The organism is Rhodococcus sp. 14-2496-1d, from assembly GCF_002259365.1.
GTDB lineage: Bacteria > Actinomycetota > Actinomycetes > Mycobacteriales > Mycobacteriaceae > Rhodococcoides.
On the sequence record NZ_NPFV01000005.1, the window covers coordinates 129,960 to 153,773 of the forward strand.

Annotated in this window: 27 protein-coding genes and 1 tRNA gene; 8 read left to right on the forward strand and 20 right to left on the reverse strand. The window is 64.3% G+C overall.

What is annotated here, in order from left to right:
* Positions 1-170 precede the first annotated feature (170 nt).
* Together CH296_RS02770 and CH296_RS02775 are read left to right on the forward strand one after the other, a co-directional pair.
* Complete coding sequence (locus CH296_RS02770) at positions 171-1,160, forward strand: YafY family protein (protein WP_032395717.1); 990 nt, start codon at positions 171-173, stop codon at positions 1,158-1,160.
* A 12-nt stretch (positions 1,161-1,172) separates the two neighbouring features.
* On the forward strand, positions 1,173-1,988 hold the full coding sequence (locus CH296_RS02775) for a DNA/RNA non-specific endonuclease (RefSeq protein ID WP_094683973.1): 816 nt from the start codon (positions 1,173-1,175) through the stop codon (positions 1,986-1,988).
* 7 nt (positions 1,989-1,995) lie between these two features.
* Here CH296_RS02775 and rsmA read toward each other — a convergent pair whose 3' ends face one another.
* The 3 genes from rsmA to CH296_RS02790 form a co-directional block, all read right to left on the reverse strand.
* Positions 1,996-2,871, reverse strand: coding sequence for a 16S rRNA (adenine(1518)-N(6)/adenine(1519)-N(6))-dimethyltransferase RsmA (gene rsmA, locus CH296_RS02780; RefSeq protein WP_094631242.1), 876 nt, complete (start codon positions 2,869-2,871; stop codon positions 1,996-1,998).
* Positions 2,872-2,923: 52 nt separating this feature from the next.
* A complete protein-coding gene (locus tag CH296_RS02785; RefSeq protein ID WP_094645628.1) occupies positions 2,924-4,051 on the reverse strand; it encodes a resuscitation-promoting factor in 1,128 nt (375 codons plus the stop codon).
* Positions 4,052-4,153: 102 nt separating this feature from the next.
* Positions 4,154-4,981: a TatD family hydrolase gene (locus CH296_RS02790; protein WP_094645629.1), complete on the reverse strand. Its 828-nt coding sequence runs from the start codon at positions 4,979-4,981 to the stop codon at positions 4,154-4,156.
* A gap of 21 nt (positions 4,982-5,002) precedes the next feature.
* Here CH296_RS02790 and metG point away from each other — a divergent pair, with 21 nt between their 5' ends.
* The gene (gene metG, locus CH296_RS02795; RefSeq protein ID WP_094683974.1) at positions 5,003-6,547 is read left to right on the forward strand and encodes a methionine--tRNA ligase; all 1,545 of its coding nucleotides are present in this window, start codon (positions 5,003-5,005) and stop codon (positions 6,545-6,547) included.
* Between the two features lie 26 nt (positions 6,548-6,573).
* Here metG and CH296_RS02800 read toward each other — a convergent pair whose 3' ends face one another.
* Positions 6,574-7,953: a wax ester/triacylglycerol synthase family O-acyltransferase gene (locus tag CH296_RS02800; protein ID WP_094631239.1), complete on the reverse strand. Its 1,380-nt coding sequence runs from the start codon at positions 7,951-7,953 to the stop codon at positions 6,574-6,576.
* A 186-nt stretch (positions 7,954-8,139) separates the two neighbouring features.
* Here CH296_RS02800 and CH296_RS02805 point away from each other — a divergent pair, with 186 nt between their 5' ends.
* Entirely contained in the window at positions 8,140-9,144 is a 1,005-nt protein-coding gene (locus tag CH296_RS02805; protein ID WP_256980314.1) for an alpha/beta hydrolase, read from the forward strand.
* 14 nt (positions 9,145-9,158) lie between these two features.
* Positions 9,159-9,587, forward strand: a complete 429-nt coding sequence (locus CH296_RS02810) for an SRPBCC family protein (RefSeq protein WP_032395725.1) — start codon at positions 9,159-9,161, stop codon at positions 9,585-9,587.
* Between the two features lie 4 nt (positions 9,588-9,591).
* Here the strand turns inward: CH296_RS02810 and rsmI are convergent, their stop codons facing one another.
* The gene (gene rsmI, locus CH296_RS02815; RefSeq protein ID WP_094684077.1) at positions 9,592-10,416 is read right to left on the reverse strand and encodes a 16S rRNA (cytidine(1402)-2'-O)-methyltransferase; all 825 of its coding nucleotides are present in this window, start codon (positions 10,414-10,416) and stop codon (positions 9,592-9,594) included.
* Between the two features lie 107 nt (positions 10,417-10,523).
* On the opposite strand from rsmI, the gene CH296_RS02820 reads away from it, so the two are divergent.
* The gene (locus CH296_RS02820; RefSeq protein ID WP_094684078.1) at positions 10,524-12,035 is read left to right on the forward strand and encodes a dolichyl-phosphate-mannose--protein mannosyltransferase; all 1,512 of its coding nucleotides are present in this window, start codon (positions 10,524-10,526) and stop codon (positions 12,033-12,035) included.
* Between the two features lie 39 nt (positions 12,036-12,074).
* On the opposite strand, the gene CH296_RS02825 is transcribed toward CH296_RS02820, so the two are convergent.
* The 3 genes from CH296_RS02825 to CH296_RS02835 form a co-directional block, all read right to left on the reverse strand.
* Positions 12,075-12,497, reverse strand: coding sequence for a DoxX family protein (locus tag CH296_RS02825; RefSeq protein ID WP_032395726.1), 423 nt, complete (start codon positions 12,495-12,497; stop codon positions 12,075-12,077).
* A gap of 66 nt (positions 12,498-12,563) precedes the next feature.
* Positions 12,564-12,932 carry a GntR family transcriptional regulator gene (locus CH296_RS02830; protein WP_045196418.1) on the reverse strand — a complete coding sequence of 123 codons (369 nt, stop codon included), beginning with the start codon at positions 12,930-12,932 and terminating at the stop codon, positions 12,564-12,566.
* A 10-nt stretch (positions 12,933-12,942) separates the two neighbouring features.
* Entirely contained in the window at positions 12,943-13,611 is a 669-nt protein-coding gene (locus tag CH296_RS02835; protein ID WP_032395728.1) for an SDR family oxidoreductase, read from the reverse strand.
* Positions 13,612-13,675: 64 nt separating this feature from the next.
* Here CH296_RS02835 and arsC point away from each other — a divergent pair, with 64 nt between their 5' ends.
* Positions 13,676-14,059: an arsenate reductase (glutaredoxin) gene (gene arsC, locus CH296_RS02840; RefSeq protein WP_094683976.1), complete on the forward strand. Its 384-nt coding sequence runs from the start codon at positions 13,676-13,678 to the stop codon at positions 14,057-14,059.
* 4 nt (positions 14,060-14,063) lie between these two features.
* Here arsC and CH296_RS02845 read toward each other — a convergent pair whose 3' ends face one another.
* Positions 14,064-15,302, reverse strand: coding sequence for an arginine deiminase (locus CH296_RS02845; protein WP_045200224.1), 1,239 nt, complete (start codon positions 15,300-15,302; stop codon positions 14,064-14,066).
* A gap of 64 nt (positions 15,303-15,366) precedes the next feature.
* Here CH296_RS02845 and soxR point away from each other — a divergent pair, with 64 nt between their 5' ends.
* A complete protein-coding gene (soxR, locus tag CH296_RS02850) occupies positions 15,367-15,867 on the forward strand; it encodes a redox-sensitive transcriptional activator SoxR (protein ID WP_082073774.1) in 501 nt (166 codons plus the stop codon).
* Here soxR and CH296_RS02855 read toward each other — a convergent pair.
* The 11 genes from CH296_RS02855 to CH296_RS02910 all read right to left on the reverse strand — a co-directional run bounded on the left by CH296_RS02855 (position 15,783) and on the right by CH296_RS02910 (position 23,770).
* The gene (locus CH296_RS02855) at positions 15,783-16,685 is read right to left on the reverse strand and encodes an SDR family oxidoreductase (protein ID WP_094683977.1); all 903 of its coding nucleotides are present in this window, start codon (positions 16,683-16,685) and stop codon (positions 15,783-15,785) included. The genes soxR and CH296_RS02855 overlap by 85 nt on opposite strands.
* A gap of 75 nt (positions 16,686-16,760) precedes the next feature.
* On the reverse strand, positions 16,761-16,931 hold the full coding sequence (locus CH296_RS28770) for a hypothetical protein (protein ID WP_155290802.1): 171 nt from the start codon (positions 16,929-16,931) through the stop codon (positions 16,761-16,763).
* Between the two features lie 59 nt (positions 16,932-16,990).
* On the reverse strand, positions 16,991-17,665 hold the full coding sequence (locus CH296_RS02865) for a ScbR family autoregulator-binding transcription factor (RefSeq protein WP_179277612.1): 675 nt from the start codon (positions 17,663-17,665) through the stop codon (positions 16,991-16,993).
* A 189-nt stretch (positions 17,666-17,854) separates the two neighbouring features.
* The gene (locus CH296_RS02870; protein ID WP_045200225.1) at positions 17,855-18,289 is read right to left on the reverse strand and encodes an effector binding domain-containing protein; all 435 of its coding nucleotides are present in this window, start codon (positions 18,287-18,289) and stop codon (positions 17,855-17,857) included.
* Complete coding sequence (locus CH296_RS02875) at positions 18,289-18,741, reverse strand: GyrI-like domain-containing protein (protein WP_032395733.1); 453 nt, start codon at positions 18,739-18,741, stop codon at positions 18,289-18,291. The genes CH296_RS02870 and CH296_RS02875 overlap by 1 nt, the downstream gene beginning before the upstream one ends.
* A 366-nt stretch (positions 18,742-19,107) precedes the next feature.
* Positions 19,108-19,971, reverse strand: coding sequence for a glycosyltransferase family 2 protein (locus tag CH296_RS02885; RefSeq protein WP_179277613.1), 864 nt, complete (start codon positions 19,969-19,971; stop codon positions 19,108-19,110).
* Positions 19,972-20,137: 166 nt separating this feature from the next.
* The gene (locus CH296_RS02890) at positions 20,138-20,782 is read right to left on the reverse strand and encodes an acyltransferase (protein ID WP_256980315.1); all 645 of its coding nucleotides are present in this window, start codon (positions 20,780-20,782) and stop codon (positions 20,138-20,140) included.
* Positions 20,779-21,621 carry a glycosyltransferase family 2 protein gene (locus CH296_RS02895; RefSeq protein WP_094683980.1) on the reverse strand — a complete coding sequence of 281 codons (843 nt, stop codon included), beginning with the start codon at positions 21,619-21,621 and terminating at the stop codon, positions 20,779-20,781. Before CH296_RS02895 ends, CH296_RS02890 begins: the two co-directional genes overlap by 4 nt.
* A 353-nt stretch (positions 21,622-21,974) precedes the next feature.
* Positions 21,975-22,047: transfer RNA gene (locus CH296_RS02900), tRNA-Ala, on the reverse strand.
* Positions 22,048-22,102: 55 nt separating this feature from the next.
* A complete protein-coding gene (gene glpR, locus CH296_RS02905; RefSeq protein WP_032395735.1) occupies positions 22,103-22,972 on the reverse strand; it encodes a gephyrin-like molybdotransferase receptor GlpR in 870 nt (289 codons plus the stop codon).
* Positions 22,973-23,122: 150 nt separating this feature from the next.
* Complete coding sequence (locus tag CH296_RS02910) at positions 23,123-23,770, reverse strand: GNAT family N-acetyltransferase (RefSeq protein WP_032395736.1); 648 nt, start codon at positions 23,768-23,770, stop codon at positions 23,123-23,125.
* Between the last annotated feature and the right edge of the window lie 44 nt (positions 23,771-23,814).

Sequence of the window (23,814 nt, forward strand, 5' to 3'; positions counted from 1 at the left end):
TAGTGGAGAAACAACGCCCGAGTTCACCACCAGGGCGGCCTCCGGTGGGTACTCGATGTGACGTTCAGTGGACTTTTGGGCGGTCGATGTCACATTCAGTGGACTTCGGGGGCGGGGATGATCGGGCGATGCGGACCGAATATGTCCGCATTCGGTGGCATCGTGGGCCCATGAAGGAAACATCGGCTCGGTTGTTGCGGCTGTTGTCTCTGCTGCAGACGCGTCGTGATTGGGCGGGCGCGGAATTGGCAGAGCGACTCGACGTCACTCCTCGCACGTTGCGGCGCGACGTGGACAAGCTGCGCGACATCGGTTATCCGGTCAATGCGACGCCGGGTGTCGGCGGTGGGTACCAGCTCGGTCCCGGCGCGGAGATGCCTCCGCTGCTGCTCGACGACGACGAGGCGCTGGCGGTGGCCTTCGGGTTGCAGTCCGCCGCCGGGGGCTCGGTCGCGGGTATCGGGGAGGCGTCGTTGCGGGCGTTGACGAAGTTGCGGCAGGTGATGCCCTCGCGCATCCAGCATCGGCTCGACGCGTTGCGCATCGACGTGGTGGAGAAGACACCCCGTTCGGCGGTGGATGCGTCGGTGCTGTCCACGGTGGCAGCGGTGTGCCACGGACACGAGCGGTTGCGGTTCGATTACCGCAAGCACGACGGTTCCGAGTCCAGGCGCGAGGTGGAGCCGTACAGCCTGGTGCGGGCGGGAGCGCGCTGGTACCTGCTGGGTTGGGATGTACTGCGGGAGGATTGGCGGTCGTATCGGGTTGATCGTCTGACTCCGAAGATTCCGACGGGTCCGCGGTTCACGCCCCGGGCGCTGCCGCCGGGCGGCGCGGCGTCGTTCGTCTCGAAGGGAATCGATCGTGCGTTCGCCAGAGTTCAGGCGCGGATCGCGTTGCACGCCCCGATCGAGACGATCGCGCCGATGATCGACGAGCAGTGGGGCACACTCGAATCCATCGACGACCGCACCTGCGCGGTGGTGTTGGCCGGGGATTCGCTGCCCTCGATCGCACGGTGGCTGGCGGCGTTCGACACCGATTTCACGGTGCTCGATCCACCGGAACTGCGCGAGGAATGCCGCATCGTGGCCGAGCGGCACGCGAGGCTGAACGAGCGATACCTCGCGGCGGTTCACCCTCCGGTAACCGGTCCGTGAGTCAATGGGCAGATGACGACACCACTCGGTTTCGACCCGAAATTCCTGGCCGACATCGACGTTCCGTTGCCCGATCGCGCCGACGTGGTGGTGCTTGCGTACACGCACTTCTCGGTGTCCATCGACCCTGCCCGACGCCTCGCCGCGGTCACCGGCGTCAACATCGACGGCGCGAGCCTGCAGGATGTCGGGCGGGGAGACAACTGGCGACTCGACGATCGGCTACCGGCTGCGCAGCAGGCGGGCAACGAGCTGTACAAGAACAACGACCTCGATCGCGGGCATCTGGTTCGCAGGCGAGATCCGGTGTGGGGTGAGCGTGCGGTGGCCGAGCGCGCCAACGAGGACACGTTCCACTGCACCGTGTGCGCGCCACAGACGGCCACCCTGAATCAGTCGAAGACGCTGTGGCTGGGGCTGGAGGACTACGTACTGGGAAACGCCGAGCAGTACGACCGAAAGCTCTCGGTGTTCAGCGGTTGCATCTTCGCCGACGACGATCCGATCTACCGCGGTGTCGCCATTCCGCGGCAGTTCTTCAAGATCGCGGCATGGTCGCAGGATTCGACTCCCGCATGCACCGGATACGTTCTCGACCAGTCGCCGTCCCTCGATCCGATCCTCGACAAGCCGTTACGACTCGAGACCGATCCCCCGCCCCTCGGCCCGTACCGGACGTACCAGGTTCCGGTGGCCGACATCGCGTCGATGACCGGCCTGGAGCTGGGTGTGTTGATCGAGGCCGATCGCTATGCACCGGTGGCTGCCGCTCGTGCGGAGGCGTCGACGTGGAACGAGCTGACGCGACTGTCGGACATCCACTTGTAGAGGGGCCTCAGGCTTCGGTGGCGGCCAAGCGGACGAAGGCTGCGGCGTCGATGGTTTCGCCTCGCGCCGTCGGGTCGATTCCGGCCTCACGCAACCGGCGTTCGGCCGCCACCGGGGAACCGGCCCAGCCGGCGAGGGCCGCTCGCAGGGTCTTGCGTCGCTGCGCGAATGCGGCATCGATCACCGCGAAGACGGCCTTGCGATGCGCGGTGTCGGTGGGCCACGGCGGCTCGGCGTACCGATCGATACGCACCAGGCCCGACTCGACCTTGGGCACCGGCCAGAACACCGAACGGCCGACCGCGCCGGCCCTTTTGACGTCACCGAAGAACCTGGCCTTGACGCTGGGGATGCCGTAGATCTTGCTGCCCGGTACCGCGGCGAGTCGATCGGCCACCTCGGCTTGGACCATCACCACCGCGACACGGAGGCTCGGCAATTCCGAGAACAGATGAATCAGCACGGGAACGGCGACGTTGTAGGGGAGGTTGGCCACCAGTGCAGTCGGCTCCCCCGCGATGTCCGCCGCTCGGACGCGAAGCGCGTCGGCCTCGATCACCGTCAGCCGATCGGCCAGGGTCGGGGCTCGGTCGGCCACCGTGGTGGGCAAGCGGTTTGCGAGCTTGGGATCGATCTCGACGGCGATGACGGATTCGGCCACGTCGAGCAACGCCAGAGTCAGCGAACCGAGGCCGGGGCCGACCTCGAGGACCGTGTCCTGAGGGCCGACGCCTGCGGAGGCGACGATGCGTCGAACAGTGTTTGCGTCGTGCACGAAGTTCTGTCCGAGCTGCTTGGTGGGCCGCACGTCGAGCTCGGCTGCAAGGGAGCGGACCTCGGCGGGACCGAGCAGAGCCGCGGATCCCCTCACATGTTCGGACACGGCGGAAACTCTACGTGGGCAGGAGTGGAGCCTGCGGAATGACCCAAGGCAGTCAGCGATAACCCAGGCGCGAGGTGCAGGCGGGCCATGCGCCCCAGCCCTGCGATTTCTGCGTCACCGATGCGATTGCGATCTGCTCTTCGCGGGTGGCGAGGTCGGCGCGCGGTGCGTACTTGAGGCCGCCCTGACGTTCCCAGGTGTTCTGGTCGAACTGCACGCCACCGTAGAAGCCGTTACCCGTGTTGATCGCCCAGTTGCCGGTTGCCTCGCACTGTGCGAGCGCGTCCCAGATCGCACCGTTCTCCACCGGCGGCACCTCGGTGCCGGGCTTTGCTCCGACGCGGACGGTCTTCGGCTGCGCGGGTACCTGCACCTTCTCGTCGACCTTCTCGCGACCGACCTCGACGCCGTTGACCATGTTGATCTTCCAGGTGATGTCGGAGACGCCCGGGGCACCGGGGTTCTCGACGACGGTACGGCTCATGTTCATCGTCGGATCTTCGATCCGCTGCTCCGGCGCATCGGTATCGGTGGTCTCGGTCTTGGTGACGGTGCGGTCACGCGTGACGACGATCTCGGCGCCGTCGGTCACGGTCGCGTCGGGATCGGGGCTGACGGTGTCGGCTTCTTCGAGCGGCGCGCCTGCTGCATCGAGGAATTCGCGCACGGTCGGTGCGGCCAGGGTGATCGGGGTGGCGGGGGCTCCGCCGTCGACGAGCGAGACCTGCTTGGGCAGTGCGACGTCCAACTCGGTGCCGTCGAGCGGCAGTCGCTCCGAGCGCGAGGCGGAGACGTGCACGTCCTCGGCGAGGCCGGTCTGCTGCAGTGCTTCCTCGACGGTCAGTGCGGTGGTCCAGATCTCCTCGGGCTTGCCGTCGACGTTCAGTGTGATCTCGCGGGCGCGGCGAAGGACAACGGTGTCGCCGTCGCTCAGGCCGGAGTCGGGAGCGGGAACGACCAGATCCTTGTCCGACGGGGCATAACCGGCGTCGGCCAACGCACTGCTGACGTCGGTTTTCATCGTGCTCAGCGAGATCATGTCGCCGTCGACGTCGATGGTCACGGTCTTGTGACGGCTCACGGCCATCACACCGCCGGCGACGAGCGTCATCAACAGGGCCGCGATGACCAGGTAGAGAGTGGTCGAGCGGGCGGAGTTGAGGCGTCTGATAGTCGACAAGTTTCGTATTCCTGGCGGTTGCGAGCGTGACTTCGGCGTCGAAACGCCCGAGTTCGGTCACGGTACGGTAACGAATTAGCACCCACGTCGCAACTTCGGCAGCTAGAGGCCGTACACCCGCTCCGCATTGGCAGTGGCGTGAGCAGCGAGCGCTGCGGGATCCTGGCCGCGAACCTCGGCCAAAGCCCGCGCGGTGTACGGCAGGCAGTACGGCTCGTTGGGTGCACCTCGATACGGATGCGGCGTCAGGAACGGCGCGTCGGTCTCCACCAGCACGAGCTCGTCCGGTACCAGAACCGCGGCCTCCCGTAACGCGTGCGCATTCTTGAAACTGACGGTCCCCGAAAAGCTGAGAACGTAACCGGCGTCGACGCAGGCCTTGGCGGTCTCGGGACCACCGGAAAAGCAGTGGAAGATCACCGTCTCGGGCGCACCTTCCGCCGTCAGAACGGCCAGCAAATCCTCGTCGGCCTCGCGATTGTGAATCATCAACGGCTTGCCCAGGCGCTTCGCGAGGTCGATGTGCCAGCGAAATCCCTCGTGTTGCTCGGCCACCGTGGCGCACCCGTCGAGCTTGCCCGGCCAGTAGTAGTCCAGTCCGGTCTCCCCGACCGCCACCACGCGAGGATCGGACGCCAACCGCTCGATCTCGGCCTTGGCGTCGTCGTCGAGCACGTTCGCGCGGGTGGGATGAATCGCCACCGCGGCCCACACCCGCGGATCCCAGGACGCCGCGTCGACGGCGAAGCGCGCGGCATCGAGGTCGTCGGCGATCGTGACCACCCGCGTGACACCGACGGACTCGGCCTTGTCCACGATCGCGGCCACACTCGCCGCGTCGGTCGCCCCACACGCATCGAGGTGGGTGTGCGCGTCGACGAGAGTGCCGACGGACTCGGGCAACGGTGGTGCGGGACGGTCTCTGCTCACGCTGGTTAGAGTAGGCGCACCATGACTGCGCCAGCTGATGCCCCACGGCCACCGTTCTACGTCACCACGGCGATTGCGTACCCCAACGGCGCTCCGCACATCGGACACGCCTACGAGTACATCGCCACCGACACCATCGCGCGCTTCAAACGCCTCGACGGCTACGACGTGCGATTCCTGACGGGTACCGACGAGCACGGCCTGAAGATGCAGCAGACCGCCCAGACCGAGGGCGTGGACGTCCGTGAGCTCGCCGCGCGCAACTCCGACGCATTCCAGACCGCTCAGGACCTGCTGAAGATCTCCTACGGACGCTTCATCCGCACCACCGACGCCGATCACCATGCCGCCAGCCAAGAACTGTGGAAGCGGATGGAAGCGAACGGCGACATCTATCTCGACTCCTACTCCGGCTGGTACTCGGTACGAGACGAGGCGTTCTACACCGAGGCCGAGACCACCCTCGCCGAGGACGGCTCACGCGTCGCGACGGAGACGAACACTCCGGTCGAGTGGACCGAGGAGTCGTCGTACTTCTTCAAGCTGTCGCAGTACCAGGACAAACTGCTCGAGCTGTACGACGCGTCGCCGGACTTCATCGCGCCCGGCACCCGTCGCAACGAGATCGTGAACTTCGTCAAGGGCGGCCTGCGCGACCTGTCGATCTCTCGAACGACGTTCGATTGGGGCGTACCGGTGCCCGGCGATCCGGCGCACGTGATGTACGTGTGGGTCGACGCGCTCACCAACTACCTCACCGGTGCCGGCTATCCCGACGTCGAGTCGGAGTCGTTCCGGAAATTCTGGCCTGCCGATCTGCACATCATCGGCAAGGACATCACCCGCTTCCACACCGTCTACTGGCCGGCGTTCCTGATGTCCGCGGGCATCGAACTGCCCAAGCGAGTGTTCGTGCACGGGTTCCTGAACGTCAAGGGCGAGAAGATGTCCAAGTCTCTCGGCAACGTTCTGGACCCGAAATCGTTGGTCGAGAACTACGGCCTCGACCCGGTGCGCTTCTTCTTCCTCCGCGAGGTCTCGTTCGGTCAGGACGGCAGCTACAGCCACGAGGCCATCGTCGCCCGCGTCAACGCCGACCTGTCCAACGAACTCGGCAACCTCGCGCAGCGTTCGCTGACGATGGTCGCCAAGAACCTCGACGGAGCTCTCCCGACACCGGGAGAATTCACCGCCGAGGACGACGCGATGCTGGCCCGCGCCGATGCACTCCTCGAGCTCTGCCGACGCGAATTCGAAGTGCAGGCAATCCATTCCGCGCTCGAAGCGATCTGGTCGGTGCTCGGTGAGACCAACCGTTACTTCTCGCTGCAGCAGCCGTGGGTACTGCGCAAGACCGATCCCGATCGCATGGCCACCGTGCTGTACGTGACGATCGAGGTGCTGCGCATCGTGAGCATCCTGACGCAGCCCGTCATGCCCGATTCCGCGTCGCGCATCCTCGACCTGCTCGGCGCACAGAACCGCGAATTCACCGACATCGCAACACGTTCGGTGCCCGGCACTGCACTACCGACCCCGACGCCGGTGTTCCCCAAGTACGAGTAGAGCGCTCCACGCATGTGAAGCCGCACTCACAAGGTCTTCTCGAGTTCCTCCAACGTGTTCTCCAGATGCGTCAGCATTCGCTGCAGGTGCGGCACACTGCGTCGGCATCCGATGAGTCCGAAGTTCAGCGAGTCGCCGTTGCTGGCGACGGTGATGTTGAGAGCCTGCCCGTCGGCCACGATGGACGCCGGGTAGATGCCGTCCAGTTTCGCGCCGTTCCAGTACAGATCCTCCTTGGATCCGGGAACGTTGGAGATGATGACGTTGAAGGGCGGCGGGGTGTAGTCGACGAATCCCGGCACCGGCCCGAACAGCAACGGAGCCATGGTGACTGCTCCCACGGCGAGCGCTTCGAGGGTGTTGAGCTCGCTCATCATTTGCTTGCCCTTGACGGTCGAATCCTTGATTCGTTCCAGCCGCACGAGCGGATCGGATTCGTCCGTGGCGAGATTGCACAGGATGGTCGTCACCGAATTCCCGGCATCCTTGCCGTCCCCCTCCTTGCGTAACGACACCGGAACCATCGCGATCAGCGGTTCCTCGGGTAGCGCGTTGCGATCGATGAGGTACGCGCGCAGAGCCCCGGCGCACATCGCGAGCACCATGTCGTTGAGCGTGGCGTCCAGAGCCGTTCCGACCGTGCGGATCCGCTCGATCGACCAGCTCTCGGCAGCGAAGCGGCGCGCGCCGCCGATGGGCACGTTGAACATGGTGCGCGGTGCCTGCAACGGCAGCTGAGCTCCTTCTTTCTTCAACGCGCGCAATCCGATTCGTGCCGAGGCCGGAGCGAAATCTACGAGGTCGCCCGCGATCTTGCGTCCCAGTGACAGCCCACTGCCCAGCTGAGCAAGCCGTCCCGGCTGCTCCTCGACGCCCTGCTTCTTGCGCTTACCGAACAGTGACGGGTCCCAGGTAGCGACTCCGCTTCGGTCGTCGGGATCGGTGGAGAGCGTGCGCTGCATCAGTTTCAATGCGCTGACGCCGTCGACCAGCGAGTGATGCACCTTGGTGTACAACGCGATTCGGCCGTCCGCCAGACCCTCGATGATGTGCAGCTCCCACATCGGTCGATACCGATCGAGCGGTGCACTGTGGTTGAGCGAGAGGAATTGGAACAGCTCGCGAATCCGGCCGGGAGCAGGCAGCACCGTGCGGCGAACGTGGTACTCGAAATCCACGTCCGGATCGAAGGCCCAGGCCAGATTTCCCATGATCTGGACAGGACGCGCAGGGCGCTTACGGAAGAGCTCGTGTACCTCACCGGTGGTGAACTTGCGGTGTACCTCCTCGGCGAAGTCGTGTGGATCACCGGGCGGGACGAACAACTCCAGACCGCCCACGTGCATCGGGTGCTCCCGTGACTCGGCGATCAGAAACATCGATTCCGTGATGGGCATGAGTGCCATGAGCTGTCCCTTTTCCATTTGTTTTCGGTCACGGTACGGCACCGAATGTGACTCAGAACACGACCTTACGTCCGGTCACGAAAAGCTACCCGCTATTGTCCGTTACCAGGGGTTCCAACAAGAGCGGGGTTCCGACGCACGGCGCAGATGCGCCGTGCACCGACGACGGGGATGGAGGCGACGGCTATGAATACGGCGCTCACCGTAGTGAAATCGACCGACCCAGCAGTTACCGCACGCAGGCATTACGTCCGCGGCGCAAGCCTGCAGTCCCAGATTCTGTCCAAGGGCCTACAGCTCACTGTCCGACCGTTCCTGACGATCTGGGCGCAGACACCGTCACTTCCGTGGCCCATGGGGTTGGTCGATTACGCCGGACTGCTCGTCCCCCAGATCAGCGGCACCACCCGCAGCCGCGTCATGCTCGCCGAGTGCGACGCCGAATGGATCAGAGCCGAGGGCACCGGGTCCGATCGCGTGGTGCTCTACCTGCACGGCGGTGCCTTCGTCTGCTGCGGGCTGCGCACCCATCGCCGAATGACCTCGCGAGTGTCGAAACACGTCGACGGAGCGGTGCTGTCGGTGAACTACCGCATGATGCCGCGCAATCCGATCAGCCATGCGGTCGAGGACGGTGTCGACGCGTACCGCTTCCTCCTCGATTCCGGATACCGGCCGGAGCAGATCATCCTGGGCGGCGACTCGGCAGGCGGATACCTCGCGTTCATGGTCACCCTGGCGCTGCGTACCGTCGACTTGCCCGCGCCCGGAGGAATCTTCACCATGTCCCCCTTGACCGACATGGACCCCACCCGCAAACTCGACCACGAGAACGCGTCGAAGTGTTCGGTCTTCCCGTCCAATGCGGTTCCCGCACTCACTGCACTGGCCGATCGTGTCGATGCGCGCATCGTGGTCGACGGCGACGTGGGTCCGCGGGTGTCACCGGTCGACGGAGATCTGACCGGCCTTCCGCCGGTGCTGATCCAGGTCGGTTCGACCGAAATGGTCTATGCCGACGCCGAACTCATGGCTCAGCGACTCGCCGTCGCCGGAGTGGACTGCGAGTTGCAGGTGTACGAGGACCAGGTCCACGTGTTCCAGGCAGCCGATTTCGTCCCCGAGGCCCGCCGCGCGCTCAGAGCCATCGGCGAGTTCGCGCGGAACGTCAGCCCCCGTAGAGAAAGCTGAGATACGTTCTCCCCATGGCAGTCACAGTGAACAAGTCCGTCGACATCGACGCGGATGCAGCGGCAGTACTCGAGGTTCTCGCCGACGTCGAGGGCATTCCCTCGTGGTCCCCGGTACACAAGAAGTGCGAGGTCGTCGATCGGTTCGACGACGGCAAGCCGCACCACGTGAAGATGCAGGTCTCGATCATCGGAGTCAACGACGAACAGCTCGTCGAGTACACGTGGTCGGACAACGAGGTGTCCTGGACTCTCGTGGAGAGCACCCAACAGAAGGCCCAGGACGGCCGGTACACCCTGACTCCGAAGGGCGACGCGACCCACGTCGAATTCGAGCTGACCGTCGACCCGAAGGTCCCGCTTCCCGGCTTCCTGGTGAAGAAGGGAACCAAGACGATCCTCGAGGCCGCCACGGAAGGCCTGCGTCAGCAGGTCGTCGGCTGACGCGCTACTGCTCCTTGCGCGCAGCGAGCACTGCCTCGTAGACCTCACGTTTGGAGACGCCGTCGACTGCCACCTGGGCACAGGCGTCCTTCAACCGCATGCCCGACGCCACCAGCGCTTCCACGTCGGCAACGAGATCCTCGGGCTCCTCGGCGACGGCGACGGCTCCTTCGAGCACGACGGTGATCTCGCCGCGTACGCCTGCCCTCGACCATTCGAGCAACTCGCCGAGGCCACCGCGTCGGACTTCCTCGTAGGTCTTGGTCAGCTCCCGGCACACCGCGGCGCGGCGGTCGGAACCGAGCACGTGGACGGCGTCCTCGAGGCATGCGACGAGGCGGTGCGGTGCCTCGAAGAAGACGATGGCGCGTGGTTCGGCGAGCACCGACTGGAAGTAGCTGCGACGCTGCCCCTGCTTGCGTGGCGCGAACCCGTCGAAGCAGAACCGTTCGACGGGCAGACCGGACAGCGCGAGTGCGGTCGTCACGGCGGACGGACCGGGCAGACAGGTCACCGGCAGATCGGCGTCGACGCACGCCGCGACGAGGCGGTAGCCGGGATCGCTGACCGACGGCATCCCGGCGTCGGTGACCAACAGCACCGTCTTGCCCTCTGCCACGGCCTCGACCAGCGCCGGCAGGCGAGCCGTCTCGACCTGATCGTAGAAACTGACGACCCTGCCCGAGATCACCACGCCGAGCGAGGAGGCGAGTTGCTTGGTGCGCCGGGTGTCCTCGGCGGCGACGACATCGGCACTGCCGAGGGCGTCGCGCAGGCGCTGCGAGGCGTCACCGACGTCGCCCATCGGGGTGGCGGCAAGGATGAGCATGGCTCCAGTGTCCCGTACGCGGTGCAGCGGTTTGTCGGGCACTACCGATCAACGCCTACGATCGGTACGTGACCTTGCTGACCTCTGAGCGCTCCGGCGACCGGTCGATGGTCAGTCCCGGGCCGACCGTTGCCGCGCGCGACTGGTTCCACGACACCGATGTCCGCCGCGGTTGGATCGTCACCGTCGTCATCACCGTCATCTGCGCCATCACGCGCTTCACGATGTTGCGGTACCCCACCGATGCAGGAACCCCGGTCTTCGACGAGAAGCACTACGCGCCTCAGGGGTATCAGGTTTTCACCGGCGGCGGGCTCGAGGACAATCCGGCGTACGGGCTGGTGGTGCATCCACCGGTCGGCAAGCAGCTGATCGCCGTCGGAGAGGCGTTGTTCGGCTACAACGGGTGGGGTTGGCGTTTCTCCTCGGCCGTGGCCGGAACCCTGTTGGTACTGCTGGTCATTCGGATCGTGCGCCGGCTCGCTCGCTCGACACTCGTCGGTGCGATCGCGGGAATTCTGCTGACCGTCGACGGCGTGACGTTCGTCAGCAGCCGGATCGGCATGCTGGACATCTTTCTCGCACTGTTCGTCACCGCGGCACTGGGCTGCTTGGTAGTCGACCGCGACGACATGCGGCGGCGACTGTCGAGAGTACGCGCCGACGGCCGAATGGACGCCAGTGTTCTGGGGCCGCGAATGGGGGTGCGCTGGTGGAGATTCGGGGCGGGCGTGATGCTGGGTCTCGCCTGCGGCACCAAGTGGTCGGGTCTGTACTTCATCGCGTTCTTCGGATTGCTGAGCGTGGCATTCGATGTGGCGGCGCGGCGCTCGTACGGCGTCGGACGCCCGTGGCGGGGAACGGCGTTGCGCGACATCGGCCCTGCGCTGTACGCGCTGGTGGTCGTCCCGATCGCGGTGTATCTGATGACCTACTGGGCGTGGTTCACCTCCGAGACCGGCGTGGACCGGCACGAGGTCGGCAACGGAATCGGTGCAGGCGGGCCGTTCTCGTTCCTTCCGGAAGCACTGCGTTCGCTCTGGTACTACAGCGGCAACGTGCTGGAATTCCATGAGGGCCTGACCAATTCGGCAGGCAACCGGCACCCGTGGGAATCGAAGCCGTGGACCTGGCCGATGGGCCTTCGGCCGATGCTGTACTACTTCGCCGACGGCGAGAGCGTATCCGGGTGCTCGGCGTCCTCGTGCGTGAAGGCGATCATGCTGATCGGCACTCCCGCGATGTGGTGGTTGGCACTGCCGATGCTGGCCTGGGTGATCTGGTCGGTGCTCGTCCGACGCGATTGGCGTTACGCCACCGTGCTCGTCGGCTATTCCGCAGCCTTGTTGCCCTGGTTCACCACGCTCGACCGGCAGATGTACTACTTCTACGCGGTGGCACTGGCCCCGTTCATGGTGATGGGCTTCGCGTTGGTGTTGGGCGACATCATCGGCAAGGCCACCGCATCGGCCGAACGGCGAGGTACCGGACTACTGCTGGTGTCCCTGTACCTCGCCGTGGTGATAGCGAACTTCGTCTGGCTCTGGCCGATTCTCACCGCAATGCCGATCACGCCACAGATGTGGCAGGAGCAGTTGTGGTTACCGAGCTGGCGGTAGGGCGGTCGGGCCAGGCCGAAGCAGAGCCTGCGGAACGACCTATGCCAGCAGTGCCGTCTTGCCCTTGGTGACGCCGTCGATGCTGATGCGTCCGGCACCGAATGCAGCGAGCAGGAGCGAACCGACGCCGAGCGCGACGACCAGTTCGTAACCGTTGTCCGCAGCGAAGACGCCGTTCTCGAAGTGGACGAAGACGGCAGCACCGAGCATGTCCAGGAACAGCAGCAGCCCCGCGATCGGGGTGAAGATCCCGAGCACGAGCGCTCCGCCACCGATGAGTTCGACGAACGTCGCGAAGTACGCGGACGCGGTGGGCAACGGAATGTTCATCGCCTCGAAGCTCGCGGCGGCACCATCGAGGCCGTAGGTGTTGAGCTTCTGCCACCCGTGGGCGATGAAGACGACTCCCAGTCCGATTCGAGCAACGAGGGCGACGGCGTCGCGGACGACGGTGGAATTCATGACACATCCTTCTGACAGGGCGGTACGGGCAGCACCACCCTGACAGAAGTAGGTTGAAGCGTCAACTCAGTTGCCGCTGGCACCCTTGAGCGCGGATTCGAGAAACGAACGGGCCTGGTCGTCGTCCAGGCCGATGGATCGCACGGTCCTGACGAACTCCGTCGCCGCCCGGGCCGCGATGTCACGCGACGGGTCACCGCCCGACGCGACGAACGACCCGGACCGACCTCGCGTCTCGATGATGCCCTGTTGCTCGAGCTCGCGGTAGGTCTTCGCGACCGTGTTCGGCGCGATCTTCAGCTCCTCGGCCAAGCCGCGAACCGTCGGGATCTTGGTCCCGGCAATGAGATCGCCCGATCGCACCAGCCCGAGAATCTGCATCCGCAGTTGCTCGAACACAGGGGTCGTGTTCGACGAATCGATATGCACGCGCACAGTAGGTGCCTTATCCGAGAGCGTCGACTGCGTCGACGATCGACGTCGAACCGGACGTGAGCATCAATGTCTTGCGTACAGCCGCGCCGGTGTCGAGCAGCTGCGCGATCACTGCGGCCACGTCGGCCCGGGTTACCTCACCCGAGTCCATCGGCGGTTCGGTCAGTGCCACCGAGTTCGTCGGGTCCTCGTCGGTCAACTTACCCGGACGCAGAATCGTCCAGTCCAGTCCATCTCGGGCCGAAACATCTTCTTCTGCAGCAGTTTTGGCCTTGATGTAGGCCTTCCAACCGTCGTCGAGATCCTCGGCGACCGGCTCGCCCGCACCGAACGAGCTGATGAGCACGTAGCGGCGGACGCCGGCCTTCTCGGCGGCATCGGCCAGCAGCACCGCGCCCGCGCGGTCCACCGTGTCCTTGCGCTCGGGACCGCTGTTGGGGCCCGCACCCGCCGCGAACACGACGGCGTCGGCACCGGCCAACACTGCGGCCACATCGTCGACCGAAGCCGATTCGAGATCGATCACCTGCGGCAACGCGCCGAGCGCAGTGACGGCATCGACGTGGTCGCTGTTGCGAATCAGCGACACCGCGCGGTCTCCGTGGGCGGTGAGCACCTGAGTCAGATGTTGGGCGATCTGGCCGTGGCCACCTGCAATGACAATGCGCTTGTCGGTCATATCGACTACTCCGTTCCTGACGTGAATCTGTCGGGTTGGCTACCCGCGTGGCAGGATTGCAAACATGACCGTCCCTGGGGAGAGGAGCCTGCGGAACGACCCATCGGGCTCGGCGACCATCTACCACAATCCGCGGTGCAACACCTCTCGCACAGCGCTGAAACTGATCGAGGAAGCCGGTGTGGTTCCACGTGTGATCCGGTACCTCGAGTCGCCTCCGACCGAGGACGAACTCCGCACATTTCTCGCCGATGCCGGTCTCGAACCCCGTCAGGCCATCCGGACTCGCGAGAGCATCTACAAGGAACTGGGGCTCGCGGGCGCGGACGCCGACACGTTGATCGCCGCGATGACCGAGCATCCGATTCTCATCGAACGCCCGATCGTGGTGACCGACAAGGGCACTGTGCTCGCCCGACCGGCCGACAAGGTGAACACCGTCCTGTAGAGCGCTACAACCTCTCGCGGGACACCGGGCACGACATACACCGCGGACCGCCGCGTCCCGAGCCGAGTTCCGATCCGGAAATCCGCAACACCTCGATGCCCGACGCCTCGAGTCGTGCGTTCGTTTCGACGTTGCGCTCGTACGCGACGACGACTCCCGGCGCGATGGCCAGCGTGTTGTTACCGTCGTCCCATTGTTCGCGCTCGGCGGTGACGTGGTCGAGTCCGGTATCGATCAACCGCAGCTTGCCGATTCCCATCGCAGCGGCGGCCGCCTCGAGAAACGGGTCGGCACCTCGAATACTGACTCCTGTGTCCTCGCGGCGAATGGTGAAGGCGGACAACGTGTCCTGAATGGCCGGATACATCACTACCGCATCGGTATCGACCATGGTGCACACCGTGTCCAGATGCATCGACGCGCGCTCCTGCGCGATCGGCACCACCAACACACTGTGCGCCAGACCGTCCTCGAACAGGCTGCGCGCCAGCGCTTCTGCACCGGCGGGCGTGGTGCGCTCCCCCACTCCGACAGCCACCACACCGGGAGCGAGCAGCAACACGTCACCGCCCTCGACCGGTGCGGTCCGCGACTCGTACGCGCGCCGCACACCCCGAAACATCGGATGGAACGCGTAGATCAGATCGGTCAGCGATGTCTCCCGCACCCGGGCAGGCAGAGCCAACGAGGTGATCGCCACTCGATCGTCTATCCAGAACGACGAGTCGCGAGTGAACAGCAGGTTCGGCAGCGGATCGATGACGAAGTCCCCACCGTGATGCATCCGCCGAACCAGCGACGCCCCGATCGGAAGCGGCTCCCCCGTCTCCGCCTCGAGCAGTTCGTCGAATGTCATCCCCGCCATCAGGATCTGCGCCAATTCGGCCGCGGGGACACCCCGCAGGTGTTGGGCGAGGTCCTCGGCGAGCGACCGGCCGAGCCGTCGGGCATCGACAGCGGCGGAGATACCCTGCATTCGCGCTGCGCCGCTGACCGTCATGGCCTCGGTGAGAAGCTCGCCGAGGAGCAGCACCGTCACCCCGCGACCTCGCAACAGATCGGCGAACGCGTCGTGCTCGTCCTGTGCGCGATCGACCCACGGCAGACCGTCGAACAGCAGCTGGTCGTTGTTTCGCGGCGTGAGGCGTCGAAGCTCGTCGCCCGGCCGGTGCAGCATGACGGTGCGCAGCACCCCCACCTCCGAGTCGGCACCCAACGGGCCTGCAGCCGCATCGACACTCATGAACGAACGGTAAACCCATTCGCCGGTCGCCGCCGGCATCAGGACCTGAAGTATTGTCGAGGTCGTGCCGATGCCCGAGTGGAACGTCCGCGAATTGACCCCCGGCCAGCTGTCCGAGCGCAGTGGAGTTGCGGTCTCGGCGTTGCACTTCTACGAGAAGCAGGGGCTGATCAGCAGTCGCCGCACCTCGGGTAACCAACGCAGATTCCATCGCGAAACTCTGCGACGGGTCGCCTTCATCCGGATCTCGCAGAAGGTGGGGATCCCGCTGGCGACCATTCGTCAGGCATTGAGCGAACTACCGGACGAGCGGACGCCGACGCGTGAGGACTGGGCCAGGCTCTCGACGCGGTGGCATCGCGAACTCGATTCGCGGATAGAGCAATTGATCCGACTTCGGGACAACTTGACCGGGTGCATCGGGTGCGGTTGTCTTTCGTTGGCCGGCTGTGCGCTGGCCAATCCGCACGACGAGCTGTCCTATTCGGGGCCGGGGGCGCGCACGCTGGATGTCGATTTCGACGAACCCTCGACTCGACGCGGCTCGAGCAGTTTGGAGAACTGATCGTTCGCCTTCTGCAGCACGAACTCGTAGGGCGGGGCGAACTTTCGCGCGACCCAGTACCCGAAGCGAATGTCGTTGGAGGAGTAGACGAGGTATTTGCGTTTGGCGATGCCGGCGAGAATGGCATCGGCGACGACCGACGGTTCCACGGCGCGCTTTTCGAATCGGTGTTGCAACTTCTGTACGCGCGGATCGTCACGATCGATGCCGGCGATCTGAAGCGTCTGCACCAATCCGGTCTTCACGCCACCGGGCACCACGAGACTGACACCGATTCCGTGGCGCTTGAGGTCGTACCTCAGTACCTCGGACACTCCGCGCAGCCCGTACTTGCTGGCGCTGTAGGCAGCGTGCCACGGCAGTGGGATCAGACCGGCAGCAGACGAGACATTGACCAGATGACCACCGCGACCCGCCTCGATCATCGGCGGTAGAAACTTCTCGATGACGTGGATCGGGCCCATCAGATTGACGTCGACCATCGACTTCCAGTGCCGATGCTCGAGGTTCTCGACGGTTCCCCAGGCGGAGATTCCCGCGACGTTCATCACGACGTCGAGACTGCCGAACTCGGCATGAATGTCGTCCGCGAAGGCGGTGACCGCCTCGAAGTCGGACACATCGAACGGCAACGAGTGGCTGACGGTGCCGCCCGCTCGACCCACCATGTCCACCGTCTCCGCCAAACCGGTGGCGTTGATGTCGGTGAGGAAGAGCTCGGCTCCCACCTCGGCGGCAGCGACGGCCGTTGCCCGACCGATTCCGCTGCCCGCTCCGGTGATCAACGTCTTCTTGCCGCGCAGATCGTATGTAGCCATCGAAACCTGTATCCCCCACCGGTCGACACGTGCCAGTTCGATTTCGACCCTACGCGGTGACGACCGAGAGGGGCGTCACAATCTTTGCGACATCTCGTCTCGATAGTCCGCGATGGTGCGCTCTATGCGGGCAGCGTCATCGGCGGCACCCCGCTTGCGGGCATCGTCCGCGCGTTGCTGCAGGGTGCCGATCGCTTTCCGGAGCTCGTTGTCCGACATCTTTCGATCGTGCGTGATGTGTTCCATGTCACACAGTGTGCCCGGCGGCCCGAAGCGCGGCAAGCACATCGAGATCACGAACACGATCAGACGGTGACGGACCCCGACGAGATGTTCTCGCGTACGAAACTGGACAGACTTCGCGCCGCGAACTCACGGAAGTAGGCGAGCTTGTCGACCGGCACCAGCGAGGGAAGGACCGTGTTCCAGACCTTCTCCATGCGCGACGGCGCGTCTTCGAGACGGGATTGCGCCTCGGACACCATCAGAACACCGGCCAGCATCTCGCAGATCAACAGCGCCGCGTTGCCCGCATCCAGATGGTCGGCGACATCACCGTGCTCGATGGCTCGCTCGAAGAGATGCTCGAAGATGTTCCCCCAGGTACCGAACACGCTGCCGCGCGCGGTGTCGGATCCGTCGATCTCCATCTGCAACCGGTACATGACGCGCACCAAAGGGTCCGAGGCGGCCAGCTCGAGTACCGAGTACGAGATTCCGATGACCGACTCGAGAGCCGGACTGCGGCTGTCGACCATGCCCGCGCACGCGGTGGACACGCGCTCATGACCCTCGTCGACGATCGCGCGGGCCAGTTCCTCCTTCGATGCGAAGTGGAAGTACAGCGCGCCCTTGGTCACGCCCGATTGCGCCGACACCTGACTCAGCGTGGCATTCGCGTGCCCCACCTCGAGAAAGAGGTCTGCTGCAGCGCGCAGTGCGGCCGCTCGTGTGGCTTCTGCTCTGAGTTGTCTCACCATGTTGGAACACCCCTGCTCTGTCGACCTTGCCATGACATCGACGCTCTGTGCGCGCTGCCTGCCCGTCGGCCGATCGAGGTGAACGTTGAATTCACTTCGCCATATCGAGCTGCCAGCGCTGGACAATAGTAACCGGTCCGGTGGCGACTTTGTGATTCGAAAGTGACAATTACATGAAGAACGTCTCGTTTACAAAACGATTGAAATGAAAAGTTCCACCTCTCCGGCATTTGTAACGACTTCGACTTCCTCTTTGTAGGCGCGAAATATCGATCCGGACAAAACGCACTCGTCGACCTGAGCCCATACGTCCTCGATCGGATCCGCTAGTGCGCCACTGGGCGTGAATACTGCGAACACACCGGTCGGTATCGAAACGAACACATCGCCCACAGCCACATCGCTCGGCGAGTCCACCGAGACCGCGACCACCGCGTTGACCGTGCCGTGCGGATCCGGAACGTACACCGTGCTCACCTGGGTTGCGTCGATGTGCTTCTCGCGCACACGATCTCGCAGGAATCGCATCCACTCGCTACCGCTCGATTCCGCGCCGGGCTCCACCCGCGGTGCCACCAACCCACTGAACAGCTCCGCGCTGCGTGCCGTGACACGGAAGGTCATCACGAACCGCCGGGCGCAGTGATCGCCAGATAGAGATCGATCTTGTACGCGTGCGGATAGCACTCGTAGTCGCCGGTGAACGATCGCACGATCTCGCCCTGCTCTTCGGCATGATCGATCTGAGTCCACAATCGAGTGAGAACCTCGGGGAAATACCCCACCGCAGAAAAACGCGCGTATTTGGCCGCGGGCACTTTCGCAACCAGATGTCCACGCTCGACCTGACCGAGTGAAGAACACAGATAACCGACTACCTGTGTATTGTACGAACCGATTCCGGGGGCGTAGTCCGTATAAATGGAAGCGAGCGGACCAGAGGTCTCCTGATTGAGAACAGCGGACCATGCTTGATCGAGCGCCGGGTCGTTGAGGCGACCGAGCGCCCGTTTGGGGCTGCGAACTGGAAGACCAGCGACCCACGTTTCGTCAAGGTCGACGATCTCGAACGACATTCACACTCCGTAGAGAAGTTGCAGGGGCAGATCCTGTGTTCGGAACCGGCCCGATCACAATATCGCCCGTCAATCTACCGGCGCGACTGGTAGGTGGATCGTCGAACGATCAACCGAACTTCGCACCCGTCTCGATCGCCGCAACAGCTGCCGACGGTTCCTGCCTCGAAGCTCAGGGTCCGCTGCATCGCACCGGTCACTGCGGCCCACCCGTGCGTGCTCGATCCCCGGTTCTGCGGGCCAGGCCGGCTCCGGTCGATCGCCGACACGAATCCGGCACGGACCGCCCGTCCTCGAAGGACCTGCTTCGGCGACCCTGCCCGCATTCCTCACACAAGAAGGAGGACGAACACAGCGCCGAAGTGTCTACTTTCCGTACGCTGCGGCAACGTAACTCTCGCCGTGAATATCCGACAGACCACGCACAGGCGTGTTGCTCGCTCCGGAATGCGAGACCGGGAGAATCCGAGATTCGCACGACGACAGAATTCGCGTCAGGGGCCAATGCACCGTGTGCAGAACCAGGTCCGAAATCAGTAATCTGCGCAACCAGCCACTGGCCAGACCGTGATGGGCCCACGTGCGATACGAGCTCCGGACGTAATGCCGATACTCGAGCGGCGGCGTCAGTAACCGACGGCCGGACACCTCGACGCGCATCGGCTCGATCTGCGCGATCCGCAGACCGACCTTGTTCAGACACAGCGACAGATCGATGTCCTCGTGCAGGTCGGTTCGCAGGCTCGTACTGTCGCGAACGGCTTCCCACGCGGATCTGCGGATAGCGAAGTTGTTGCCCGATGCGGCAGAAACCCACTGCTCAGCAGGCCTGTTCCGCACGGAACGGTTGACGAATGCCCGGTACGGGCGCGCCCACGGAGAGTCGTAGAGGTAGATCGGGCCGGTGACTGCGACATAGTCGAGTCGGCGATCGAAGAAATCCAGTACCGAGTCGACCCAGCCGGCCTGGACACGGGTATCGGCGTCGATGCGGCCGATGACCGATCCGTGGGCGTGATCGAAACCGGTGTTGCGTGCGTGCACGACGCCGCGCTCGGACTCCCGCAGCAGCACCACCTGCGGAAATCGCCGCGCGTATTCCGCGACGATGGCCGCGGTGTCGTCGGTCGAATTGTTGTCGACGACAATGATTTCGTGAATGCGTTCGCGTTGAACGAGCAATGCATCCAGGCATTCGCGCATGTGAGCCGACTCGTCGAACGCAGGCACAACAATGGAAAGAGTATTCACAACGCCAACCCCTGACATATTTTTGGCAATCGTGTAGCTCGATACCCATTGGCGCTGAACGCATTTGAATTCGAGCCGCTGACGTTGACGATGCTACATCATTACTTCAAGAAAAGAACCCGTCGAATTATTCGGACTTTATGAATCAGAATTCGGAATTCGGAGGAATTACCAATCTGTGCATTGCTTCCCGATCACGAAAATCGGCCTTCTCCCCGATCCACTGCTGCGCTGCGGGAAGGTCGTTCAAGTCTCGGCGACGGCGCGCCGGAGACCCGACGTACACCCCGTCCGGTTCACAGTCTCCGGTCACCAACGAGTTCGCTCCGATGATGCAGCCGGCACCGATGTGCACGCCCGGCATCACGACCACGCCGGACCCGATCCACGTTCCCGGACCGATCACCACAGACTCTCCTCGCAGTGCGCCTGCGCGATGCCGCGAGGGCCCGGTCTCGTGGGTACTGGTGAGTATCCGAACGTGATCGGCGATGAAGACGTGGTCACCGATCACGATGTCGGCAACGGTGTCGAAATAGCAGCCGAAATTCACGAACACACCGGTGCCCATCCGAACCGACGCCAGTCCTTGAATCATGGAACCGCCGTACATCAGGCACGGACCGGTTGTCCGCACACCCGCAGGACGCAGGGCGGATGCGCGCAGGACAGCAGGCAGGAAGGGCGTATTCGCCAGCGAGACTACAGTCGCCTGACGCATCTGAGCGAGGGCCCAGCGGACGTCCGACGGATTGCGTATCCAGTCGCGGACACGCGAGCCGGCCGTCACGCGGCGGCTCGCATCCGTTCGTCGGACTCGGCACGATCGTCGACGGGCAATGCCCGGCACGGTACTGCGGCGAACAGTCGCGAGATCGGCCACCGCAGTGTGTGCATCAGCCAATCCATCGCCACGATGCGTCCGAGCTTGCGCGACTCCAGACCGTGCTCCTGGTAGGAGCGGTAGCCCGCCAACGCATAGTGGACGTATTTCACCGGCGATGTCGTTGCGCGCCTACCGGACACTGCGGCCTTCATCGACCCGTTCTGGGCAACAGGTAAGCGCTCGGCAGCCAGGCACAGGCACAGATCGATGTCTTCGTGGACACAGGTTCGCTCACTGACCGCGTCGCGAACCGTGCGCCAAGCTGATGCGCGAATCGCGAAGTTGTTGCCCGATACTGCCAGGGCGGCGCGCACCGCCGGCTCACGTCGTTCGGCGCGCGAATGCATCCACGCCAGGGGCCGAGCCCAGGGTGATTCGTAGAGGAACGTCCGTCCACCGGTGGCGGCGACGGAGGCATGCTCGTCGAAGAAGTCGACGATCGAGCGCGCCCACCCGGGCCGAACACGGGTATCGGCGTCGATTCGACCGATGATCGACGAGTCCACCAGGTCGAATCCGGTGTTGCGAGCGTGGACCACGCCGCGGTTGGGCTCGTGGACCAACATGACCTTGTTCGTGACCGCGCGGATGTCGTTCACCAACCGAAGCGTGCCGTCGGTCGACCCGTTGTCCACCACGACGATGCGATCGATGTCGTCGCCCTGATCGAGCAGCAGCGTCAGACATTCACCCAGATGATCGACCTCGTCGAGCACCGGAATTACCACACTGAGAGTGTTCATCGCGATCCCCTGACAAATTCGGACATTGAATACAGCTCAGCCACGAATTCGAACTTACGACATGTTCCAGAAATTGCCTAAAGCTGCCCCGAATTGCATATCCGCAGCTCACTGGCTCGAAAGGTTCGTTCGGTCGGGTCGCATCGCTTCAAACAATCGAATCGACGGTTTTGTGCGGCAATTATGCAACTGCAGTTTGCGAAACACGCCTTCTGAAATCGAACCCCGAACCGATCACCCAATTCGTTCGATATGAATCCATCTCGAATTCACTTCGCGGTAACACGTGCCTCCGCAGTTGCCGGGACCACGAAAAAACCGCCACTCACGTGAGTGACGGTTCTTCGTGTCGGTGGAGCTGAGGGGAATCGAACCCCTGACCTTCTCGATGCGAACGAGACGCGCTACCAACTGCGCCACAGCCCCTTTGCCGTCATGCCGACCGGCTGGGTAACTCTAGCAAAGTCGCTTCGGGTGTCGGTTACGCGCCCTGGGCTCTACGCAGGTCCCGGTCGTCGTCACGACGGGCCTGGAACGGCTCCTCGTAGTGGTCGAGGTGCTCGAATTCGGGATCCTCGTCGTCGATCTCGAGCACCACCGCGCCGGGGCGACGCAGTCGCTGCGGGACGAGCTCCAACTCTTCGTCGGTTTCCGATTCCACGCCGAGACGTGATCGGCCCATCCGAGTGAGCCGACGCCTGCGCACCTCTTCCTCGATCTGCACCTGACGACGCAGGTAGTACAGGTAACCGACGAGGACAGCGACGGACAGTCCACACAGCCACCAGACCGCCGGGGAGATGATGAAGGCCAGGGCTGCGGTGGTGATCGCCGCGAAAACCAGGCCCAGGACGGCTCGCTGTCGGAATGCGTACCGCGCGGCCCGGGCGATCGCATCGGCCTCGGGATCGAAACCACCGCGTCCGCGTCGGCGAGGAACGAAATCGTCGTCGACGACACCGGGTTCGTGCGCGGGCGAACCTCCGCGCGGTGCTTCCGTGTCCGGTGCCTCGCTGTCGAGGTCGCTGTCTGCAGCGTGAGTGTCCATCGGGTCCTCCGCGGTACCGGGTAGATCGGGTGAGTCTGGACGAACGGTCGCGATCGCGGCACCGAAGATCTCTCGGGCCGGCGCGGAGACTCGCAGGTCGTCTTCCGGTCGCCAGTCGGGATCGCTGCGATGCCCGGTTGCGGGGCCGCGCTGCTTTCGCTGGGTGCCACCCCGATGCAACACGCGGGTGGCGAGCGCAGCGTCCGTGGTCTGCATGATCTGCGGACGCTTGGTCATGAGCATGGGTAGAAGAACGAAGAGCCAGACGGCTACGAGACCGATCCAGATGATCGAGTTCGGCATCGGCGTTGTTCTCCTCCCCTTGGACGACGGCGACAGTGAAAGACGTCCTCAGGCTATGCGGAGGAGGAACGAGAACGACGCAGACGCGCCGACCCGAATTACACTCCTGTCACTTTGACAACACGAGTACTCGCGCCGCGGCCGCGAAGATCACGCCCACGCAGCCCGGCCCGCGCGAACCAACCGCTCGACGACGGTTCCCTGCACCTCACCCGAGGTGATCGCGACGAGCTTGTGATCGCGCCATTCGCCGTCGACGTCGAGGTACTTGTAGAGCAGCCCCTCTTCACGAAAGCCGACGTTGCGCAGCACTGCCTGACTGGCCAGGTTCTCCGGTCGCACCGTCGCTTCGACACGATGCAGGCCGACCGGACCGAAGCAGTGGTCGAGCCCGAGCGCCAAGGCCGCGGTGGCCACGCCCTTGCCGTTGACCTCCTTGGACACCCAGTACCCGATCCAGGCCGATCGGAGCGCCCCCCGCACGATGTTTCCGGTGGTGATCTGGCCACAGAATTCACCGTCGACTTCGATCACCATCGGCAGCATGTGCCCCTTGCGCGCCTCGGACTTCAGGCCCGAGCACAGCGTCGGCCACGAGGAGATGTGATGCCGCGAATTCCAGCTGCCCTCTCCGCTGGGCTCCCACGGTTCGAGGTGGGCGCGATCCTCCGTGCGAATCCGGCTCCACGCGGCCGCGTCACGCATCCGTACCGGCCGCACGGTGACGGTTCCGGCGGCCACTCTCACTGGACCCAATTTCGCCGGCCAACCTGGGTGGCTCGACCACGTTCGCGGCATCCGTCGATGTTATGCGCTACGCGCAGGTGAGCGGAAACTCGTAG

Excerpts from the sequence above, each read along its gene's own strand:
- CH296_RS28770 (WP_155290802.1), bottom strand. The coding sequence starts at position 16,931 with ATGGAACACATCACGCACGATCGAAAGATGTCGGACAACGAGCTCCGG.
- CH296_RS02770 (WP_032395717.1), top strand. The coding sequence starts at position 171 with ATGAAGGAAACATCGGCTCGGTTGTTGCGGCTGTTGTCTCTGCTGCAG.
- CH296_RS02800 (WP_094631239.1), bottom strand. The coding sequence starts at position 7,953 with ATGGCACTCATGCCCATCACGGAATCGATGTTTCTGATCGCCGAGTCA.
- CH296_RS02835 (WP_032395728.1), bottom strand. The coding sequence starts at position 13,611 with ATGACCGACAAGCGCATTGTCATTGCAGGTGGCCACGGCCAGATCGCC.
- CH296_RS02775 (WP_094683973.1), top strand. The coding sequence starts at position 1,173 with ATGACGACACCACTCGGTTTCGACCCGAAATTCCTGGCCGACATCGAC.
- CH296_RS02870 (WP_045200225.1), bottom strand. The coding sequence starts at position 18,289 with ATGACCTTCCGTGTCACGGCACGCAGCGCGGAGCTGTTCAGTGGGTTG.
- CH296_RS02875 (WP_032395733.1), bottom strand. The coding sequence starts at position 18,741 with ATGTCGTTCGAGATCGTCGACCTTGACGAAACGTGGGTCGCTGGTCTT.
- CH296_RS02895 (WP_094683980.1), bottom strand. The coding sequence starts at position 21,621 with ATGAACACTCTCAGTGTGGTAATTCCGGTGCTCGACGAGGTCGATCAT.
- CH296_RS02825 (WP_032395726.1), bottom strand. The coding sequence starts at position 12,497 with ATGAATTCCACCGTCGTCCGCGACGCCGTCGCCCTCGTTGCTCGAATC.
- metG (WP_094683974.1), top strand. The coding sequence starts at position 5,003 with ATGACTGCGCCAGCTGATGCCCCACGGCCACCGTTCTACGTCACCACG.
- CH296_RS02805 (WP_256980314.1), top strand. The coding sequence starts at position 8,140 with ATGAATACGGCGCTCACCGTAGTGAAATCGACCGACCCAGCAGTTACC.
- arsC (WP_094683976.1), top strand. The coding sequence starts at position 13,676 with ATGACCGTCCCTGGGGAGAGGAGCCTGCGGAACGACCCATCGGGCTCG.
- rsmI (WP_094684077.1), bottom strand. The coding sequence starts at position 10,416 with ATGCTCATCCTTGCCGCCACCCCGATGGGCGACGTCGGTGACGCCTCG.
- CH296_RS02820 (WP_094684078.1), top strand. The coding sequence starts at position 10,524 with ATGGTCAGTCCCGGGCCGACCGTTGCCGCGCGCGACTGGTTCCACGAC.
- CH296_RS02810 (WP_032395725.1), top strand. The coding sequence starts at position 9,159 with ATGGCAGTCACAGTGAACAAGTCCGTCGACATCGACGCGGATGCAGCG.
- CH296_RS02910 (WP_032395736.1), bottom strand. The coding sequence starts at position 23,770 with ATGCCGCGAACGTGGTCGAGCCACCCAGGTTGGCCGGCGAAATTGGGT.
- CH296_RS02855 (WP_094683977.1), bottom strand. The coding sequence starts at position 16,685 with ATGGCTACATACGATCTGCGCGGCAAGAAGACGTTGATCACCGGAGCG.
- glpR (WP_032395735.1), bottom strand. The coding sequence starts at position 22,972 with ATGCCGAACTCGATCATCTGGATCGGTCTCGTAGCCGTCTGGCTCTTC.
- CH296_RS02865 (WP_179277612.1), bottom strand. The coding sequence starts at position 17,665 with ATGGTGAGACAACTCAGAGCAGAAGCCACACGAGCGGCCGCACTGCGC.
- CH296_RS02845 (WP_045200224.1), bottom strand. The coding sequence starts at position 15,302 with ATGAGTGTCGATGCGGCTGCAGGCCCGTTGGGTGCCGACTCGGAGGTG.